The sequence below is a fragment of the Commensalibacter sp. B14384M2 genome, assembly GCF_016101865.1.
GTDB lineage: Bacteria > Pseudomonadota > Alphaproteobacteria > Acetobacterales > Acetobacteraceae > Commensalibacter > Commensalibacter melissae.
Genome location: NZ_JACFPS010000003.1, coordinates 105,964 through 121,654 on the forward strand (window position 1 = coordinate 105,964; position 15,691 = coordinate 121,654).

Below are 15,691 nucleotides of genomic sequence, written 5' to 3' on the forward strand. Positions count from 1 at the left end.
ATTTTCTGCTCTATCAATAGTATTCTCCTTTGATTTAATCAAAATCTGATTATCAGTTATTATTAAAATGCAAAAACAAAATATTCAATCAAATATTAACACAATCCAATCAAACAGGCTTTTACATAATCGTGGCATTGAAAATAATGCTCGATTTTTTCTGGTTTCGACACCAATTGGCAATCTTGGTGACCTAAGTTTTCGTGCCAAAATGATTTTACAGGAGTGCGATTTGATTTTGTGTGAAGATACACGAGTTAGTGCAAAACTTCTATCAACCTATGGTATTACAACCCCAACCGAATGCCTGCATCAACATAATGAAACCCATCGTATCCATCATGTTTTAAATTTACTTCACCAGGGTAAAAAAATTGCATTGATTTCTGATGCTGGCACCCCTTTGGTATCTGATCCAGGATATCAACTAACACATGCTGTCATAAAAGAAAATATTAAAATTACGGCCATTCCAGGCGCAAATGCAGCTTTAATGGCATTAACTTTATCAGGACTTCCACCACATCCCTATTTATTTATTGGTTTTCCGCCGCCAAAATCAACAGCTCGGCAAAATTCTTTTGCTATCTTAAAGGCAGTAGAAAATATAGGATTGACCCCAACCTATATCTGGCATGAAGCACCTCATCGATTGGTCGATATGCTAAAAGATTTGAAAGAGGTTTTTGGCGAAAATCGTGAGGCAGCCGTAGCTAGAGAATTGACAAAAAAATTCGAAGAAATTCAACGTGGTAATTTAAAATCTTTGCTTGATCAATTTTCCCAAATCTCACCAAAAGGTGAAATGATTGTATTATTGGCCCCTCCATCTTCAGAAAAAAATAACCATGATATGATAGATCTTGATGCAAATCTTATTGAGGCCTTAAAAACAATGTCCATTAAAGACGCTGCCCAAGTTGTGTCCACCGCTCTTCACTTGCCCAAAAAAATTGTTTATAAACGTGCGCTTGAACTGCAAAAAATATAATCCTTATTCATCATCCTTAAAATGAATGTTAAATAACTCATCAGAAACAGATTTTTTAGGATGAAGGTCATACAGGTCAACTTTGGTAACCTGACCCTGCGCATCAACGACCTCCCATCCTCTTAAAACCATATAATTTTGATTGAATATCAACGTCAAGCTTCCCTCTGAAGGAGAGGCCGTCCTGACAACCTTGACCTGAATTAAACCATTTTCCTTTTCATATTTAACAATCGTGACATCTCCGGAAAAATGAAGATCCGGCTTTAATAACAGTCCTAATGGATTTTGATCAATTGGAATGGTTGTTGTTTGACCAACAGCTCCATCATGAAAAACCATTTTTCCTTCATTCGCTACCAACAATAATTGACTGGGTTTATCATATTCAAACCTGATCCGCCCTGGACGCTTGATCCAAACCTGTCCAGTGCTTCGTTGACCATTCGGGGCAATCTGCTGAAAATTGGCTTTCATTATTGTCAGATTGTTGATCCAATTTTCCAACTGCTGAATGTTATTTAGCTGCTTGGACGTCAGTGTCACACCCGTCATTGCATTCCCTGTCTTATCCTGAGCAAGAGCAAGATTTCTTAAACCCACCATTTCCAAAACGGCAATAAAACAGCAAATGGAAACAACTTTCAACAATCGCATGGCCAAACCCTTTCAGCAGAAATGTAATTATTGTTAAAGACTTGCCTGCACAATACGATAACTTACATCAGGTGTAATATTTTTTCTTTCCCCCAATGCGGTCATATGATGTCTCTTTAATTGCTCAATTACCTTTTCCGCAGCATTATTATCAATATCATATTCGTGTAAATAGGTTTTTACACCAAAACTTTCAAAAAATTCCCTTGTTTTGCTGATTGCTTCATCAATAATCTTTTCATCACTATATCCTGTTAATCCCCATACCCTCTTACCATATTGAAGAAGTTTTTCACGTTTATCTTGACGCATTTCCTCTAATAAGGATGGGAGTACAATCGCCAAAGTCTGCCCATGATCAAGACCATACAAAATTGTCAGTTCATGTCCAATCATATGAGTGGCCCAATCTTCCGGAACCCCTGCGGCAATCAAGCCATTTAGGGCCATTGTTGCTGCCCATACAAAATTTGCGCGAGATTCATAATCCTCTGGATTATTATAGGTCTTTGGACCCTCTTCAATTAAAGTTAACAAAATCCCTTCAGCAAAACGATCTTGAATGGATCCATTAACTGGATAAGTCAAATATTGTTCTGTAATATGGACAAAAGCATCAATAATTCCGTTTGCAACTTGCTTTTTCGGTAAACTGAATGTTTTCGTTGGATCCAGAATAGAAAATACAGGATATAAAAGCTCGTTTTTAATCGGCAATTTATCTTCTGTTGTCTTCCGTGAGATAACAGCATTACTGTTCATTTCCGAACCTGTTGCCGGTAAGGTCAAAACAAATCCGAAAGGAACAATCTGCTGAATATCTTTTCCACCATCAAGTACCAATTTCCAAGGATCATCCTTGCAATGTACTGCCCCGGCGATAAATTTGGTCCCGTCCATGACAGATCCTCCGCCAACGCCCAATATAAAATCAAAATTTTCCTGACGAATTTTCTCAACAGCTTTCATGAGAGTTTCAAAAATAGGATTGGCTTCTATTCCTTCAAAAATCTCGACATGACGACCATCCAATGCCTTTTGTACCTCAGCAAGGGTTCCATTTTTGCGAACACTGCCCCCTCCTATAGTAATTAGTACTTTTGCATTTTTAGGAATTAAGCTGTTCAATTTTTCAATTGTATTTTGTCCGAAAACGATACGTGTTGGATTATAAAATTCAAAATTTTGAATCGACATGACTAAATTCCTTTTATAAAATCAATTTATTAATTTACAATATTCAACCTTAATGACTCAAAGAACAATAAAATTAATTTTTTATCTTCCCTAAATCATAGACTCTTTCATAATTCGCCTTACATCTCCCCCCCAAACCGTTTCATAACGGTGTAACCAATATTCAGACTGGGTTGGACCTCCCTCAGCAATTTCAAATAGGGGAATCAGATACTTGGTTTCATCATCATCATTCTCATCCTTAAAATTGCGATTTTTCAATCCTTGTTGAGCCAACTGAAGAAGACGCTTCATAAATTCCCTAAGGTTTTCTCTACCGATTGATGCTGACAATCCCTGTCCGATCACTTTATTTCTTAAAGCTTTATAGACAGACCATTCCTGTTCCCTGACCAGTTTTTCCACAGCCAGCAACGTTGAAGAATCATACAATAATCCCGTCCAGAAAGCCGACATTGCAATCATCATTTCCCTTGATCCTGCATCCGCACCCCGCATTTCAAGATATTGTTTCAAACGGACATCGGGAAAAGCGACTGTTATATGGTTTTTAAAATCTCCCATGGTCAGTTTCTCATGCTCCAAACCCGCAGGTGTTCTACCCTGTATCCATGCCCGAAAAGATGCCCCAGAAACATCAATCATCTTACCATGACGAATGACAAAATACATCGGCACATCCAACAGCCACTCGATATAGTGTTCGAAACCAAAATGATCGTCAAAAAAAACATCGGGCATACCTGCACGCTGATTATCCGTATCTGTCCAGATATATGCACGCATTGACTGCAACCCGCTCGGTTTTCCTTCATAAAAGGGTGAATTTGCAAATAGAGCGGTAAATATGGGCTGTAAAGCCAAAGATACACGCATTTTACGTGCCATGTCTTTTTCTGAAGAAAAATCCAGGTTGACCTGAACTGTACAAGTTCTTGTCATCATATCCAGGCCAAGTTTTCCAACCTTTGGCATATAGGCTTTCATAATTTCATATCGCTTTTTGGGCATCCAGGGCATTTGGTCACGTCGTGCAAACGGATGAAATCCCAAAGGAGAAAATCCCAATGCCAAAGAGTCAGCAGCACGATGCATATCCTGAAAATGCAAATCCATTTCCCGGCGCGTTTCATGCAAAGTTTCAACAGGCGCCCCAGATAGCTCAAATTGTCCAGCCGGTTCAAGGGAAATCGCACCCCTGTCACCATTAAATCCGATAAGGTTATTCATATCGTAAAGCGGCTGCCAGCTTTCATGCTGATCTTGAATATTTTTTAAAACATCCTCTATTCCATCCGGTTTATAAGCGGGAGGGAATAAATAATCACGATCATTCTGAGAATTAATGAATCCAAATTTTTCATGCTCAGTACCAATACGCCAATTTTGAACAGGTTTACATCCACCGGCCAAATAATCAGCCAATTGTTTTACGGAAGTTACTAGAGTCTGATCATGATCAATTAAACTGGACATATACAATCTATCTACATTTACATTTTTAAAAAAGAAGTAATTATTATACTATATTAAGCTTTTACATAAGGAAATAATTTTGCAAGTCCTGCAGCAATAGCTGTTTCCGCTTTTAAAACAAGATTTCCCAAGGATATAGGAAGTATAAATTTATAGGAAAGTAATTTTTCGATTTCACATTCATCAAACCCTCCTTCGGGACCAATAAGGAGCCCTTCGTTTCCATTATATAATGGTTGAAAAGTTGCATCAATCTTTCTTTCATTTCCACGCTCTAGCGCTATCAGCAAAGGCTTGTCCTGTGGCCAAACATCACAAATTTCGAATAGGGAACAAAGTGACCTTATTTCGGGAATGGTCAAACGGTTACTTTGTTCTGCAGCCTCTTTGGCGATAGCCAGTAACCTTTTATCTTTAATTCTTTGACTGTTTGTTCGCAATGTCTGAACAGGCTGAATAATTCTGACCCCCAATTCAGTCGCCATACGAACAGCCAAATCTGTTGCATCTCGTTTCAAGGGTGCAAAAAGCAAGGTTGGTCCATGAGCAAGAATGGGTAACCTTACCTGCTCCAACAGATGAACAACCCCTTTGTTTTTGGATATATGCTCTATTTCACCAATCCACTCTCCATCTCGGTTATTAAACAAAATAACCCTGCCACCTTTTTTCAACCGTAAAACATTTCCTAGATAATGAGCAATCGTAGCAGATAAATAACAAGGTTCATTTGCAACCAATGTTATAGATTGATCTAAATCAATATAGATACGCGGTACAAAAGACATTCATTCCACCGTTCTGTAACAAAATATTCAAACAATCTTTTTCTAGTAAAAAAACAGTTTTATACTATAAAATCCATAAAGCTTTTACGCCATCCTCGATATTCAGGCACAAATTTACCTTTTGGAATTAACTGTGAATCAAAAATCATCATATTCTGATATCAATTTATCAAGTTGGATTAATTTTTTACCGTCTTCCTTAAAACCTTATGTCATCTTATCCAGACTGGATCGCCCGATTGGAAACTGGCTTCTCTTTATCCCGGGGTTATGGGGAATCCTATTACCCCATCAAATCAATTGGGCAATACGCTTAAAACTCATATTTCTTTTTGCGCTGGGCAGTATCATCATGCGCAGCGCCGGTTGTGTTGTAAATGATATATGGGATCGTGATTTTGACCGTCAGGTTGCCAGAACACAACAAAGACCCCTTGCAAATAATACAATTTCCCTAAAAAAAGCAGTTTGTTTTTTACTTGTTCTCTTGACTCTTGGTTTTCTCATTCTATTACAGCTAAATCCGCTTTCATGGCTTTTGGGCGCTTCCTCCCTAATTCTTGTTGCTCTCTATCCTGGTGCAAAAAGAATTTTTGCCTGGCCACAACTTGTTCTGGGATTTACATTTGGATTTGGTGCCCCCCTTGGATATACCGCCGCTACAGGCTGTTTATCCTGGTCCCAATTTGCATTATATGCCGCAACTATTTTTTGGCAAATCGGTTTTGATACTATTTACGGATATCAGGATATAGAAGATGATCAACGAATTGGTGTCAAATCAACCGCCCGATGGGCCGGGGAGGCAGGAAAGATTTTCGTGGGTACAAATTATGGCTTTTGTATCATAATGTTATTGATTGCCATGATTTTAAATCAGAATAGCTGGGTTTCTTTCTGTGCCCTTCTCTTACCCTTGAGCCATTTTATATGGCAGCTTAAAAACTTTGACTTATGCAACCCAACCTGTTGCCTAATATTGTTCAAATCCAATCGTGATGCCGGTATATTGATCGCCCTGGCTTTATTAATGGGAAATATTTTTCAATGAATCCGGCACTATTCCAAAAATTTATTTCCGATTATACCATTTTAAAAGAAGTTGATTTTGTTCCGGAAATTTCACTTTATCAAGCCAGTGATATTACACCTATTTGGCAAGCGACTGAAAACTGGCTTGCCGAGCAAAATATTGAACCGCCTTTCTGGGCTTTTGTCTGGCCTGGGGGAAAAGCTCTCGCACGGTATATTATAGATCATCCTCAATTTGTTAAACAGAAAAAAGTCCTGGATTTTGCAGCAGGATGTGGAATTGCCGCCATTGCAGCGGGCAAAAACAACGCGCAATTTATTGAAGTCGCAGATATTGACCCTCTGGCACAGCAAGCGTGTGCATCAAATGCAAAGGCCAATCATATTCTTCTAGATAAAAATTCCAAAAATATTGTTGGACTACCCTGTCAATGGGATCTGATTCTTTGTGGTGACGTTTGTTATGAAGCCCCAATGACCAGGCATATCTGGCCCTGGCTAAAAAAATGTGCCGCCACCGGTGCACAGGTCATTATTGCAGATCCTGGACGTAATTATTTACCCAAAGAAGAACTTTTCCCTATTCATGAATATAATATTCCGACAACAATGGAACTGGAAGATTGTACCAGTCGTCACACGATATTATATCAACTCACCCTCTAGATTTCCAAATCAGAAATTGACATATCCGGCCGTTCCCACCAATGACCTTGTCCATTTTTCGATTGGGGAACAAAATCAAAAGGATTGCCCGAAAAACTGACCGTATTTGTCGGGGTTTCCTTGATATCGATTTTAAAACAATATAAGCCGGTTTTTTCTGCATCCAAAATTGTATTGACCTTGATCATTAATAAACAAGCCATTAATTCAGTTGTTGGATCACCTGGTGTCACGACTAAATGCCTTACACGTTTTGGTTCATTTTTGATAAACCAGGGCAAAAGGGGATCATCTTCTGAAAGCTGAAAAGAATGATCTATGGAACCATCCACAAATTGATGCCATTTCTTTTTTGCATAATAGAAAGGAAGGACCATATTTGCAGAACCATCCAGTCTTTCCGCTTCATGAGCCTTTAAATAAACGCTCACCTCTTCATTATGCCCATGCGGTGTGGCACAAATATCTCCAGCCCCGTGAATCAAACGATGCCCCATAGAATAACGACGAGTAAAAACCAAATCAAACACCAAACATTTCCTTTTGCCGCAAATAGGTCTCCCATCCAGCCTGACGTAATTCGCAGGCAGGACAATGACCACAACCATATCCCCATTCATGATAATGGGTACGATCGCCCAAATAACAACTATGCGTTTCCTTATTGATTAATTCAATAAGTGAATCATTTCCCAAAATTGCAGCCAATTTCCATTCTGCAGCCTTGTCAAGCCACATTAATGGTGTATGCAAAACAAATCGCGTATTCATTCCCAGATTAAGCGCAACCTGCAAAGCTTTTAACGTATCGTCCCGACAATCAGGATATCCTGAAAAATCTGTTTCACACATACCACCAACCAAATGCCGCAAATTTCTTCTGTTTGCAATAATCGCGGCATAAGTTAAAAAAAGTAAATTCCTTCCAGGAACAAAGGTCGAAGGTAATCCCTGCCTATTCCATTCAATTTCGGTTTCCCGCGTTAAGGATGTATCAGAAATCGCTCCCAAATCTGATAATTTCAAAATATGATCCTCTCCAAGACGCTCTTTCCATTCCGGTTGAATATTCAAGATCTTTTCGCGAATTACCGAACGGCATTCCATTTCTACAAAATGACGTTGTCCATAATCAAATCCTAGCGTCTCGACAATTGAGAAATGTGTCAAAGCCCAGGCCAAACAGGTTGTTGAATCCTGGCCTCCCGAAAATAAAACCAGGGCCCCTTCTGAAAAATCTGCTGTTTTTTTCATTATGGAATTCCTATTAATTTATGTGTTTGCAATGAAAGATACCATTTTGGGTGATCCTGACAGTATTGGATTGCCTGACGCAAATGTTTATCTCTCTGCTCATCATCCCTAGGCTGCAAACGAAAACTCTTAAAAGATAATGATTCAAATTTCTGGGGATTCATCGCTTCTTGTGGATACACTAATTTCAATTCATCCCCATGCATTTGCATTAGGGCAGCACCTTGTTTGGGACTTACACAAATCCAATCCACCCCTTTTGGTACAGGCATCGTTCCATTTGTCTCAACAGCAATAAAAAAACCTTTTTTCTTCAGAACATCAATCAAGGATTTATCTAGCTGCAACAAAGGTTCCCCTCCGGTAAAAACAACAAAACGATAGGAAGTGTCCCTTTCTCCCCAATGTTTTTCAATAGCTATGGCCAACGAATTTGCATCTTCAAATCGTCCACCACCAGAACCATCCGTTCCGACAAAATCTGTATCACAAAACTGACAAATCGCAGTAGCTCGGTCTTTTTCCTGTCCGGACCACAAGTTACAACCGGAGAAACGGCAAAAAACCGCTGTCCTGCCTGCAAAATAGCCTTCTCCCTGCAAGGTAAGAAAAATTTCTTTTACTGCATAGCTCATTATCTTAATTTCAAAACTGTTCAAACAATCAATGAAGTATTCTAGTACCATATAATTTTTTATCTTTTAAAGATAAAATTTATTACAGGTTTTCCTTGTATACAAAATTTGAAATTGTTTCGAATGGAAATTCGAATACACTATATATATGAAATAATTCTTTAATTTCTAACCAAACTTTAAAATTTATTCTTCAATTTAATATTCTTATTTTTTCAAACCTATGACAATAAAATGAAAAAAACGACACTTAATGCATTGCAATCATTTTTGGCCGTAGCACGAAATAAAGCTTTACAAAAGCTGCAGCTGAATTAGGAATAACTCCATCAACTTTAAGCCATATAATCAAAGATCTTGAAGAACAACTTGGTTTACGATTACTCGCCAGAACGACACGCAATGTTTCTCCAACCAAAATTGGTGAACAATTAATAACATCGGTTGGATTTCATTTAAATCAAATAAATTTGGAACTTGAAAAGCTCAATGAATTACGTGGTAAACCAGTAGTTACTATAAGAATAACTTGTACTGATGATTCTATTGAAATGTGTCTAAGACCTCTTTTAAAAGATTTTTTTATACAATACCCTGATATTATCTTAGAATTACATATCAATTATGAATTTATAAATATTATAGAACATAAATTTGATGCCGGTATTCGTCTTGTAAATTCCATAGACAAAGATATGATTGCTGTTCGTATAGGAACCAATTGGCGCATGGCTGTAGTCGGGTCTCCTGATTATTTTCAACAAAATTCATTTCCAACAACCCCATATGAATTGATCCATCATAAATGCATCAATATTCGACATAATAATTCCGGAAACATTTATGCCTGGGAATTCAGAAAACATAATGAAAAATTCACGGTCAAAGTTAATGGGCCTCTCATTTTAAATAGCAGTTTACAAATGTTGAATAGTGCCCTTGATGGAATAGGTTTGGCCTTTATTCCCCAACCACTTGTTGCACCTTATTTACACAATGGTCAATTACAAGAGACATTGAATGATTGGTGCCCTGTTTTCCAAGGATTTCACCTATATTATCCCAATCGTAGAAATATGTCGTTAGCCTTTTCTAATTTTATTCAAGCTATTCGATATAGAGATTAAATCAATTTCTATTAACAGTTTACTTGAAAAATTTGAATCAATATTAAGACATTCATACAGGTTATCTTGAAATTCAATATTTTTATTTGTGATTTTTTCTCATAACCACATAAAACTTATTAAATCTAATCACGTTAATCTATTCCCTTTATAATTAAATCCATCCGCAATTTTTAAATCATCCATTCTATTGATTTTATTAAAAAATCTACGACACGAATTGAAAATACATTTACAAATCTAGGAATACAGATAATGAAAGCCATACAAATTCATAATTATGGTGATCCAAATGTTTTAAATTATGAAGAGATACCTATTATTCACCCCAAAGCTGGAGAGGTTCTTATCCATAATCGAGCAATTGGAGTCAATTTTGTCGATATTTATTTAAGAAAAGGGATTTTTAATACACCACTTCCATTTATTCCAGGTAAAGAGGGGGCTGGCGATATTATTGCCATTGGTGAGGGAGTAAAAGATTTTTCCGTTGGGGATCGAGTAGCTTATATCGAAACCTTGGGTGCTTATGCAGAACAAACAATTGTTCCTGTACATTTTCTTATACCCTTGCCTGATAACATCTCTTATGAAACCGCAGCCGCATCCTTACTCAAAGGATTAACAGCCCGGTTTTTAATCCGACAAACCTTTCAAGTTAAAGCCATCATTCATGGTCAAGGATGCCATGTTGTTTATGATAGTATTGGTAAAATGACCTTTCCAGGTTCACGGGATTGTTTGCGTCCTTTTGGTTTTTTTGTTAGTTTTGGCTTTTTTCAGGACTTATTCCACCTTTTGATATTCTAACTTTATTAGAAAAAGGATCGCTTTATGCAACTTGGCTTGGCTTAACAACATATCTTTCCAAACGTTCCGACGTGCTTTCCATGAGTAAAGAGTTTTTTGATATTATTTCGAATAATATTATAAAAATTCAATCACCTCTTCAGTTATCTTTGGAACACGCTACTGAAGCCCATCAGAAACTTGAATCACGCAAGCTCACAAAAGACACTGTAATGATTCCCTAAACAAAAGAATAAATAATAATTTTCATTAAATTACTACTAAAAAAGAAATTAAAAAATGACTATAAATCAAAATAAACGTTTTACTGATAAAGTTACCTTTATTACAGGTGCCACAGAAGGTATTAGTTAAGGCCACAGCCCTAGCTTTTGCAAGAGAAGGAGCAAATATAATTTTAGTGGATCTGGACGAAATTAGGTTGTAGAAAACCGTAAACCTTATTGAAAAAATTGGGCAACATGCCTTGGCTATTACTGCTGATGTAAGAAATAGCCAACAGATAAAAAATACTGTCGATCGTGCAGTTGCCACGTTTGGCCATATTGATCTAGCATTTAATAATGCTGGTGTTGAACAACCTGTTGAACCGATTGGTGAGGTTATAGAAGACAATTGGTACCATTATATTAATATAAACCTAAATGATGTTTTCTTATGTATGAAATATCTTATTCCTGTTATGCTTAGGAACGGTGGTGGATCAATCGTTAATACTTCTTCCAGTGCAGGCATTATTGGTATTAAAGGGCAAGCTGCTTATGCCGCGACTAAATTTGGTATTATGGGTCTTACCAAATGTGCCGCACTTGATTATGCAAAATCAAACATTCGGATCAATGCCATTTGTCCTGGTATTATTGACACGCCAATGATTGAGCGATTCAGTGGTGGTACGCCTGAAGGAAAAGCTCGTGTAATTGCTTAAGAACCTATTGGCCGTCTTGGTAGACCTGAGGAAATCGCTGCTGCTGTATTATGGCTTGATTCCAAAGAAGCAACCTTTACTACTGGTTATGCCATGATTGTGGATGGTGGTCAGACTATTGGTATCAATTAAATATAATTGATTTTGTAAATCCTTATTTATAAAATCAAATAAAAAAAATTTAAAACACTATTTTATTGCCTGTAAATAAAATATCTATTTCAAAAAAAAGTAATTTTACGAAACTCAAAGGCAAAACAGCTACTATTACAGGAACAAGTAGCGGTGTCAGTAAAAAAAGAGGATATACAACAAATTCTGTCAACCACTCTCCAAAACTTTAATAAAGTTGACATTTTATTTAATGGCGCAGGAATTTTTGACATGCGACCTTTATTGGATGAATCATGGGATGTCTTTGATCAATTATTTACCGTTAATGTAAAAAAATCATTTTTTCTTATGCAAGCTGTTGCCAAACAAATGATAGAACAAAATGAAGATGGAAAAATTATTAATAAATCATCTCAGGCTGGTCGTCGAGGCCGAAGTCCTTGTTTCCCTTTATTGTGCAACCCAAGCCGCCATTATAAACTATACTCAATCAGCCTTCATGACTTTGGCAAAATATAATATCAATGTCAATACTATTGCTCCTGATGTTATAAATATCCCTATATGGAAAAAGTTGATGCTCTTTTTACGAAATATGAACATAGACCATCCGGAAAAAAAATCTGGTTGGTCAGGCTGTCCCCATGGGACGAATGGGATTACCAGAAGATTTTATGGGAGCAGCCGTATTTCTGGCATCTTATGACTCAAATTATATATCTGGCCAGACATTAAATATTGATAACGAGAATTATATAAATTAATTACAAAAAACCGTCAGAATAAATATTACTGACAGTTTTGTTTTATCATAATCTAATTTTCCAAAATAATCTGATCATATTCTGGTTCAATGCCATTTTCTCGAAATTTGATCCTGTCCTCTTTTGAAGGCTGTTTCACTTTAATCAATAACGTTAATAAGGCGGCAAAAACATATAGCCCCATATAAATTCCGATTGCTCCCCCAACCCCCAAGAAAGGTACCGCTGTAGTGGCAATAGCCGGTCCAAGAAAATTGCTCAATCCGGCTGACAAATTATATATTGAAACTGCCGCCCCTTTATGATGCGGTTCCAGAGTTGTAAAAATAGCAGTCATAGGCATAAAAGAAGCAACCGTAATCCCAAATAAAATTGCCGGTATCATTGCCATCCAAATATTATGACCATATGTTATTGGAATGTAATAAAAACTGAAACAGGCAAAAACACCACCAATGCAACCAACCCAGCGTACTTGCCGTAACCAACCAATATAATCTGCCAAAATACCCCATAAAATATTTGTAAAAATCGTAACAAACAAAAATAGTGTCCAGATATTTTGCCATTCAGTTTTAGAAAATCCCAATCCATGATCCTGGGATGTTTTTCCAACTAAAAACCAAGGCATTACAACAGCAAATCCAAATAAAGGTGTCGTATTAATGATACGAACCAGCGCAGCCATAAATATATTCTTGTTTCTGAATAAGATGGTAATTGCCTGACCTAATTCAGCTGTTTTCTCTTTAAAAGTCAGATTGGCTTTTTCCCTGTTGGTCCTTGCATTATGCAACGTAATTAATGCAATCAGTCCACCGACAATAACCCAACCCAGAGACATCCATAAAGTATTGTATTCCCCAATCACCGGATTTATAAATCCTGGCAAAAAACCACCTATAACACCAAACCCAACAGAATATGCCGCCCAAAACCATCCCATTGCATTAGAAATTTGCAATTTATCAACATTGTAAATAACAAGCACAACAAAAGAATATAAAAACAAAGGATAACCAAGTCCTCGAATGCCATAAAAAATCACCATCATCCAATAATTGTGATAGGTGAGGCCAAATATCATGAAGAATATATGCATGACTGCCCAAATGGCAAATCCTGCAAACATCGCTTTTTGTGGAGTAATAATTTCCGCAACAACCCCAGAACACCATGCGGACAAGGCAACCATTAACCCATAGACAGTAAAGACAAAACCTGACTGTGCTTCAGAAAATCCTATATCAGTTATATATTTCGATAAAAAAGCGGCCTCAAATCCATCACCGGCCATAAATATCGCGATTGCAATATATCCCCAAATCAAAGGAACCGTCATAAAACCAAATAAAGGCTTTTCTGTATTCATAAAAATAATCCTTTATCCATAAAGTTAAAGAATTATTATCTTTAATATTTATAATTATTATCAATTCAATTTATTGTTATTATATATTTACTTTCTTAATTTTCCACATATATTTGCCAATACTTTTTTATAATAATTTTATTATTTAAACGTTATATTGCTTTGCTGTTTAATAGATATACAAAGCAATATAATCAAGAATTCATGTGATAATCAGAATTGTATTGCGGTTATACAAGCAATCGCACCAAAAACAATACCTGGAGCGTTTGAGATTGCCACGGGCCAGTCTTTGATTTTAACAGCGTACCAAACCCATAATGCACCATTTACAGCAGCCACAGCCGGTTGATAAGGAGGTGTAATTTGACCATGAAGATTATCAATAATCTGAAAAACATATGAAACATACATACAACATGCTGTTATGGTGGCTATCCAACCCACAATATGAATGTGTTTGGGAATTTGATCTTTTTCTAACATTTTTATTCTTTACCTTAGAATTATTGCAAGTTTTCTATTACGAAAATTAGTTCGAAAAATTATTTTATTGATAAAACAATGCAGTAATCGCAGCGATAATTCCAAATAAAATTCCAGGAGCATTCGCGATCGCTACGGGCCAGTTTTTGACACGTACAGCATACCATACCCACAGTATACAGTTTAAGGCAGCCACAGCGGGCTGATAAGGTGGAGTTGGATGACCATTAAGATTATTGATAATTTGAGGAATATAAGATACATACATAAAACATGCCGTAAGAATTCCGATTGTGCTTACAATATGTAAATATGTGGGAATTCGTGTATTGGTCATTTTGCAACTTTCTCAATAATTAAGTTTAGAATTGTATCGTAGTATTCACCTTTATATATTTACGAAGGAAAGAAAAAACAATTAATAACATTAATTTATATTACAATAATAACTTTAATTAACAAATATTTTTTAAAATATAAAGATTAATTACTCTATATTTTTTATAATATTATTAAAATCCTGATATATTTCATTCTTTTTGTTATTTTTTAAAGGAAATTCTATGTTAAAAAAATTTTTATACATTTTTATATTTCTTATGATTATTTGCAATAGCTTCATTGCAAAAACCAATGCAAAGGATCCTTTTTTTATTCAAGAAGATCATTATGAAAACTGGTCGCTAACCAGAAATTACACTCGAACCTGGTTAACTTATACCGGACAGAATAATGATCTTGCAATAAGATTGCATCCTTACAGCTATTCATTAAGAATTTCCATTACCCTTAACAAATTACGGAGCAATCAACCCGTTATTGAACTAGATGTTGGTGATTTTACCTGTGAACTAAAGAAAGAGGAAACAGGCACTTACAAAACTGTCCTGGAACCTATTAGTACCGTTCAATTTATCAATAATCTGAAACAACAAAAAATATTCACATTAATTGTTGATGAACAAAAAAATTACACTATTCCCCTGAAGGGAATCAATAAGGCAATAAATGAAATGGAAAATTTCGCCAAAGATCATTACATTATTCTTCCCCCTCCATTTTCCTCAAAAATTGATGAATTCACGACAATGGATATACCCAATATCGTTCCTCCAGATCTATATCCCTTATTCAGACAACAGGCTGCACTGGCTAAAAAATGCAAAGAGGAAAAAAATGATAGGGAAACCTGCGAGAAAGAATATTCAACTGTTCTTGGTTTGCTAAAACAAAACAATATCTGTCAAAAAGAAAAAAATCAGTTCATGTTATCCTATAACAAATCCTCTCCAAAATCCTATCAATGGGTCAGTTGTAACGCTTCCCAGAAAGATAACGATTAAGGGCTGATCCTGTATGAACAGCAATTGTTACAAATATAAATTGTAACAATT

Annotated in this window: 19 protein-coding genes and 1 pseudogene; 9 read left to right on the top strand and 11 right to left on the bottom strand. The window is 36.3% G+C overall.

Annotated features, from left to right (window positions below; genetic code table 11):
- The first annotated feature begins 67 nt into the window (after nucleotides 1–67).
- Nucleotides 68–991, top strand: a complete 924-nt coding sequence (gene rsmI, locus H3R33_RS06345) for a 16S rRNA (cytidine(1402)-2'-O)-methyltransferase (RefSeq protein ID WP_110439232.1) — start codon at nucleotides 68–70, stop codon at nucleotides 989–991.
- A gap of 3 nt (nucleotides 992–994) precedes the next feature.
- Here rsmI and H3R33_RS06350 read toward each other — a convergent pair whose 3' ends face one another.
- The 4 genes from H3R33_RS06350 to H3R33_RS06365 all read right to left on the bottom strand — a co-directional run bounded on the left by H3R33_RS06350 (nucleotide 995) and on the right by H3R33_RS06365 (nucleotide 5,109).
- Entirely contained in the window at nucleotides 995–1,648 is a 654-nt protein-coding gene (locus H3R33_RS06350) for an outer membrane lipoprotein carrier protein LolA (protein ID WP_110439231.1), read from the bottom strand.
- A gap of 33 nt (nucleotides 1,649–1,681) precedes the next feature.
- On the bottom strand, nucleotides 1,682–2,845 hold the full coding sequence (locus H3R33_RS06355) for an iron-containing alcohol dehydrogenase (RefSeq protein WP_232342168.1): 1,164 nt from the start codon (nucleotides 2,843–2,845) through the stop codon (nucleotides 1,682–1,684).
- 90 nt (nucleotides 2,846–2,935) lie between these two features.
- Nucleotides 2,936–4,321 (bottom strand): glutamate--cysteine ligase, encoded by a 1,386-nt coding sequence (locus tag H3R33_RS06360; RefSeq protein WP_110439230.1) that lies wholly within the window; start codon nucleotides 4,319–4,321, stop codon nucleotides 2,936–2,938.
- A 53-nt stretch (nucleotides 4,322–4,374) separates the two neighbouring features.
- A complete protein-coding gene (locus H3R33_RS06365; protein WP_110439229.1) occupies nucleotides 4,375–5,109 on the bottom strand; it encodes a 16S rRNA (uracil(1498)-N(3))-methyltransferase in 735 nt (244 codons plus the stop codon).
- 133 nt (nucleotides 5,110–5,242) lie between these two features.
- Here H3R33_RS06365 and ubiA point away from each other — a divergent pair, with 133 nt between their 5' ends.
- Both ubiA and H3R33_RS06375 read left to right on the top strand, forming a co-directional pair.
- A complete protein-coding gene (gene ubiA / locus H3R33_RS06370) occupies nucleotides 5,243–6,160 on the top strand; it encodes a 4-hydroxybenzoate octaprenyltransferase (RefSeq protein ID WP_198185109.1) in 918 nt (305 codons plus the stop codon).
- Nucleotides 6,157–6,807, top strand: coding sequence for a methyltransferase (locus H3R33_RS06375; RefSeq protein ID WP_198198887.1), 651 nt, complete (start codon nucleotides 6,157–6,159; stop codon nucleotides 6,805–6,807). The genes ubiA and H3R33_RS06375 overlap by 4 nt, the downstream gene beginning before the upstream one ends.
- Here the strand turns inward: H3R33_RS06375 and H3R33_RS06380 are convergent.
- From H3R33_RS06380 to H3R33_RS09080, 4 genes are all read right to left on the bottom strand, one after another.
- Nucleotides 6,804–7,337: a 6-carboxytetrahydropterin synthase gene (locus H3R33_RS06380; protein WP_110439226.1), complete on the bottom strand. Its 534-nt coding sequence runs from the start codon at nucleotides 7,335–7,337 to the stop codon at nucleotides 6,804–6,806. The genes H3R33_RS06375 and H3R33_RS06380 overlap by 4 nt on opposite strands.
- Complete coding sequence (gene queC, locus H3R33_RS06385; RefSeq protein WP_110439225.1) at nucleotides 7,330–8,061, bottom strand: 7-cyano-7-deazaguanine synthase QueC; 732 nt, start codon at nucleotides 8,059–8,061, stop codon at nucleotides 7,330–7,332. The genes H3R33_RS06380 and queC overlap by 8 nt, the downstream gene beginning before the upstream one ends.
- On the bottom strand, nucleotides 8,061–8,696 hold the full coding sequence (gene queE, locus H3R33_RS06390; RefSeq protein WP_198185107.1) for a 7-carboxy-7-deazaguanine synthase: 636 nt from the start codon (nucleotides 8,694–8,696) through the stop codon (nucleotides 8,061–8,063). The genes queC and queE overlap by 1 nt, the downstream gene beginning before the upstream one ends.
- Before the next feature lie 250 nt (nucleotides 8,697–8,946).
- Nucleotides 8,947–9,099 carry a hypothetical protein gene (locus tag H3R33_RS09080; protein WP_232342166.1) on the bottom strand — a complete coding sequence of 51 codons (153 nt, stop codon included), beginning with the start codon at nucleotides 9,097–9,099 and terminating at the stop codon, nucleotides 8,947–8,949.
- Here H3R33_RS09080 and H3R33_RS06400 point away from each other — a divergent pair.
- From H3R33_RS06400 to H3R33_RS09230, 5 genes and pseudogenes are all read left to right on the top strand, one after another.
- Nucleotides 9,044–9,823 (top strand): LysR family transcriptional regulator, encoded by a 780-nt coding sequence (locus tag H3R33_RS06400; RefSeq protein ID WP_370552779.1) that lies wholly within the window; start codon nucleotides 9,044–9,046, stop codon nucleotides 9,821–9,823. The genes H3R33_RS09080 and H3R33_RS06400 overlap by 56 nt on opposite strands.
- Before the next feature lie 255 nt (nucleotides 9,824–10,078).
- Entirely contained in the window at nucleotides 10,079–10,633 is a 555-nt protein-coding gene (locus H3R33_RS06405) for an alcohol dehydrogenase catalytic domain-containing protein (RefSeq protein ID WP_198185105.1), read from the top strand.
- A gap of 442 nt (nucleotides 10,634–11,075) precedes the next feature.
- Nucleotides 11,076–11,693 (top strand): annotated as a pseudogene (locus H3R33_RS06410) (SDR family oxidoreductase).
- A gap of 153 nt (nucleotides 11,694–11,846) precedes the next feature.
- Entirely contained in the window at nucleotides 11,847–12,194 is a 348-nt protein-coding gene (locus H3R33_RS06420) for an SDR family NAD(P)-dependent oxidoreductase (RefSeq protein ID WP_198185103.1), read from the top strand.
- Between the two features lie 155 nt (nucleotides 12,195–12,349).
- Nucleotides 12,350–12,439 carry a hypothetical protein gene (locus H3R33_RS09230; protein WP_370552734.1) on the top strand — a complete coding sequence of 30 codons (90 nt, stop codon included), beginning with the start codon at nucleotides 12,350–12,352 and terminating at the stop codon, nucleotides 12,437–12,439.
- A gap of 52 nt (nucleotides 12,440–12,491) precedes the next feature.
- On the opposite strand, the gene H3R33_RS06430 is transcribed toward H3R33_RS09230, so the two are convergent.
- The 3 genes from H3R33_RS06430 to H3R33_RS06440 form a co-directional block, all read right to left on the bottom strand.
- Nucleotides 12,492–13,811, bottom strand: a complete 1,320-nt coding sequence (locus tag H3R33_RS06430; RefSeq protein ID WP_198185101.1) for an MFS transporter — start codon at nucleotides 13,809–13,811, stop codon at nucleotides 12,492–12,494.
- A 213-nt stretch (nucleotides 13,812–14,024) separates the two neighbouring features.
- On the bottom strand, nucleotides 14,025–14,297 hold the full coding sequence (locus H3R33_RS06435; protein WP_198185100.1) for a SemiSWEET family transporter: 273 nt from the start codon (nucleotides 14,295–14,297) through the stop codon (nucleotides 14,025–14,027).
- A 64-nt stretch (nucleotides 14,298–14,361) separates the two neighbouring features.
- Entirely contained in the window at nucleotides 14,362–14,634 is a 273-nt protein-coding gene (locus tag H3R33_RS06440) for a hypothetical protein (RefSeq protein WP_155564751.1), read from the bottom strand.
- A gap of 226 nt (nucleotides 14,635–14,860) precedes the next feature.
- On the opposite strand from H3R33_RS06440, the gene H3R33_RS06445 reads away from it, so the two are divergent.
- Nucleotides 14,861–15,640, top strand: coding sequence for a hypothetical protein (locus tag H3R33_RS06445; RefSeq protein ID WP_198185099.1), 780 nt, complete (start codon nucleotides 14,861–14,863; stop codon nucleotides 15,638–15,640).
- Nucleotides 15,641–15,691: the final 51 nt, after the last annotated feature.